Origin of the sequence: Rhodoferax sp., assembly GCF_039922535.1 — a bacterium.
In the GTDB taxonomy this organism is placed as follows: Bacteria; Pseudomonadota; Gammaproteobacteria; order Burkholderiales; family Burkholderiaceae_C; genus Rhodoferax_B.
The window spans coordinates 1-3,950 of the sequence record NZ_JBDTEM010000135.1 but is presented as its reverse complement, the minus strand read 5'-3'; the positions used below and the strand labels follow the sequence as shown (position 1 = coordinate 3,950).

Below are 3,950 nucleotides of genomic sequence, written 5' to 3'. Positions count from 1 at the left end.
AGGCCGTTGTTCCAGGCCCCGTGCGCGTCCTTCCAGGAATGGGCCAAGTCGGCCAGAAACGCCAAGCCCAGATCCGCACCGGCGGGGCGGAACGGCAGTAGGGTGGCCGGGTTTTGCGTCACGCCTGCGCTGTTTTGGTTGGGCTGCTGGAACACCGAGTTGCCCGAGCCGTACAGGCGCACGGCACGCGGGTCGTTGAAGCCGCGCACACCGCGCAAGGTGCCAAAGTAGTGGTCGAAGGAGCGGTTTTCTTGCATCAGCACCACGATGTGCTGTACGTCCTGGATGGTGCCGGTCACCGCGTTGGGGGCAATCGCCAGCGCGTTGCGGATGCTGTCGGGGAACACAGCGGTCAGCCCCACACCGGCGGCTCCGCGAAGAATGGAACGGCGGTCAATCGAGGTCATGGGAAAGTCCTTGTCTTGGATGGGGATAAGCCAAAATTCTGTTCTTCCAATGTGGCAAGCCTGTGTCAGCCTGCAAGAATCGTTGCCGAGCGCCCGCAGGTAAGATCACGAGCTTTGCTATTGAATCACTAGCTGCTAGCGCAGGTGCTGATTGCGCTAGGCCCACTTTTTTTATAAATTTCCAAATTCTTTGAAGACTTGTATGAACCACCTCTCGGCATGACCCTCGCTGCTTGCACCATGGTGCTGGGCACCACCAGCGGCGCTGGCAAAAGCTGGCTGACCACCGCGCTGTGCCGCTACTACGCCCGCCAGGGGCTGAAGGTGGCTCCGTTCAAGGCGCAGAACATGAGCAACAACGCCCGGGTGGTGGCCGGGGGTGAGATCGGCAGCGCCCAGTACTTCCAGGCGCTGGCCGCCCGTGCCACGCCGGAAGTGCGCATGAACCCGCTGCTGCTCAAGCCCGAGCGCGACACGCACAGCCAGGTGGTGCTGCTGGGCGAGGTCAACGCCGAGCTGACCGGCATGGACTGGCGCAGCCGCAGCGCCAAAGTCTGGCCGGTGGTGGCCCAGGCGCTGACGGAGCTGCGGGAGGCATACGACGTGGTGGTGATCGAAGGCGCCGGGTCGCCCGCCGAGATCAACCTCAGCAGCAGCGACATCGTCAACATGCGTGTGGCCCGCCATGCCGATGCGCGCTGCCTGCTGGTCACCGACATCGACCGCGGTGGCGCGTTTGCCCATTTGTACGGCACCTGGGCGCTGCTGCCACCTGAGGATCGGGCGCTGCTGCACGGCTTTGTGCTGAACAAGTTCCGCGGCGATGCCCGCCTGCTGGCCCCGGCCCCGCAGATGCTGCAAGACCTGACCGGCGTGCCCACCGTGGCCACCTTGCCGATGTGGTGGCAGCACGGTCTTCCCGAGGAGGATGGCGTATTCGACGACCGCAGCCGCGCCACCGGCACGGTCACCCGCACCATCGCCGTCATTGCCTACCCGCGTATCAGCAACCTGGATGAGTTCCAGCCGCTGAAAAATGTGCCTGGTGTACGTTTGGTTTGGGCGCGCAGCCCGGCGGAGGTGCTGGGTGCCGACTGGATCATCCTGCCCGGCTCCAAGCACACCAGCGGCGACCTGGCCTGGCTGCGCCAGCAGGGGCTGGACGCGGCCATCACCGCGCATGCGGCGCGCGGTGGCGCGGTACTGGGCATCTGTGGCGGCTTGCAGATGCTGGGCGAGGCGCTGATCGACCTGCACGGCATCGACGGCAACGCGCCGGGCCTAGGTTTGCTGCCGGTGGTGACGCAGTTTGAAGTGCAAAAAACCGTGCAACACCGCTACGCCAAGTTTGCGCCAGGTATGAATGGCCCTTGGTCGGCGCTGGCCGGGGTGGCGGTGGCGGGCTATGAAATCCACCACGGCCAAACCCAGCAGCATGTGGCCATGGCCCAGGGCGGCGATGTCGCGCAGGCCGTGATGCCTGACGGCCTGGCCTGGCAAAACGCGGCGGGTAATGTGCTGGGCCTGTACCTGCACGGCCTGCTGGAAGACCCGGCCGCACTGCAGGCCTTGTTTGGGGCCACCGTGCCCACGCTGGATGCGGTATTTGACGGGCTGGCTGATTACGTGGCCACGCATTTTGATGCCGGGTTTTTAGATAGCTTGATTCGCCGCTAGCTGTTTACACTGGGTTGTCCTATGACCGATGTCCATGGCTAATTTTCCGTTTGCCCACTGGCTGGTGGCCTGCTGGCGCGACCCTGCTGCGACGGCAGAACTGGCGGCTATGTACCGTGGCCGCCAGTTCCACGCCGTGGTGCGGCAACTGCCCGTGAGCAGCATTGCCAATACCATTAGTGCCCTGGTGCTGGCCTGTGTGTTTTGGGGCCAGGTGGATTCAGTGGCCCTGGTGGGCTGGACGTTGCTGGTGTCCGCTATTGCACTGGGCAACGCCCTGCTGTGGTGGTCGCGCCGGGCAGTGCCGCCGTCTACCCCGGTATCGCTGCGTACCGTACGGCTGATGGTGGCGGGAATTGCGGCATCGGCGCTGACTTTTGTGTCGATGTCGGGTTATTTGTATGGCACCACCGATGGCGATGGTCGGCTGCTGCTCACCGCGGTGCTGGCCGCATTTATCGGTGTGGGCAGCTGGATGTACAGCTGTCTGCCGCAGGCCGCCATGGTGTGGGCGTGTATTTTGTGTGGCGGTGTGGCACAGCAGTTTATTGCCCGCCCGGAGCCGGTCTACACCTACCTGACGGGGTTGTTGGCGTTGTACGCGGTGGTGGTCTGGAGCACCACCTTGCTGACCTCGCGCATGTTTCTGAACGGGCTGAAGTTTGAGGCCGAGATCGAACGCCAGAAGCAACTCGTCGGCCTGCTGCTGAACGACTTTGAAGCGCACGCCAGCGACTGGCTGTGGGAGACCGATTGCCAGGGTTGCTTGCGCCATGTCTCGCAGCGCTTGGCGCAGGCCATGGGTGTGCCCTCGGCCGAGTTGCAGGGCCAGCCGCTGGTGCAGCGGTTGGCGGCCCTGTCGCCACAGATGGTGCCCGCGCATGCGGCCATGTTCCGGGCACTGGAGGCTTGCTTGGCCCAGCGGCAGCCGTTTCGCGATGTACTCGTGCCGGCGCGGGTGGCCGGGCAATTGCAGTGGTGGTCGCTCACCGCTAAACCCTTGCGCGACGGCGCGGGCCGGTGGCGCGGCTGGCGCGGCGTGGGTTCGGACGTCACCGTTGCCCGCCAGCGCGAGCTGGAGATGGCCCGGCTGGCACACATCGATACCCTGACTGGGCTGGCCAACCGCTACCAGTTTGGCAAGCGGCTGGCAGGCTATTTCTCGCCAGCGGCTACCGCCGGGCCGTGCACTTTGTTGCTGCTCGATCTGGATAACTTCAAAACCGTCAACGATTCGCTAGGCCACGCGCTGGGCGACCAGTTGTTGCAAGAGGTGTCCCTGCGCTTGCAGTCGGTGCTGGACCCGCTGGCGCTGCTGGCCCGGCTGGGCGGCGATGAATTTGCCCTGTTGCTGCCCGGCGTGCTGGAGCGGCCCGAGGCCGAGCGCCTGGGCGCGCAAATGCAGGCTGCGCTGGCCTTGCCCTGGATGGCCAACGGCCACCGCATTGCGGTGCACGCCAGTATCGGCGTGGGTTTTGCCCCTGACGATGCCAACACCGCCGAGCAATTGCTCAAGGTGAGCGATATGGCTTTGTACGCCGCCAAGGCCGCAGGCCGCCGCACCCTGCGATTTTTTGACCCGTCCATGGCCCTGCGCGCCCAGCAGCACCTGGCGGTGCTGAGCGACCTGGGCCTGGCCTTGCAGCGGGGTGATTTTGTGCTGCACTACCAGCCGCAGGTGGACCTGGCCAGCGGTGCGCTGCTGGGCTTTGAGGCGCTGGTGCGCTGGCAGCACCCGTTGCGCGGCTTGGTGTCGCCGCTGGATTTCATCACCGTGGCCGAAGAAAGCGGGCTGATCGTGCTGCTAGGCGCTTGGGTGCTGCGCCAGGCCTGTGTGGACGCGGCAGACTGGCCTGCCCACCTGCG

At 65.1% G+C, this 3,950-nt stretch carries 3 protein-coding genes; 2 read left to right on the top strand and 1 reads right to left on the bottom strand.

The window, feature by feature from the left end:
- Positions 1–407, bottom strand: a 407-nt coding sequence (locus tag ABI213_RS06360) for an alkaline phosphatase family protein (protein ID WP_348026456.1), incomplete at its 3' end; no start/stop codon positions are given.
- Between the two features lie 219 nt (positions 408–626).
- Here ABI213_RS06360 and ABI213_RS06355 point away from each other — a divergent pair.
- Together ABI213_RS06355 and ABI213_RS06350 are read left to right on the top strand one after the other, a co-directional pair.
- Complete coding sequence (locus tag ABI213_RS06355) at positions 627–2,084, top strand: cobyric acid synthase (RefSeq protein WP_348007486.1); 1,458 nt, start codon at positions 627–629, stop codon at positions 2,082–2,084.
- A 34-nt stretch (positions 2,085–2,118) separates the two neighbouring features.
- The coding region (locus ABI213_RS06350; protein WP_348026454.1) for a diguanylate cyclase at positions 2,119–3,950 on the top strand (1,832 nt) is incomplete at its 3' end.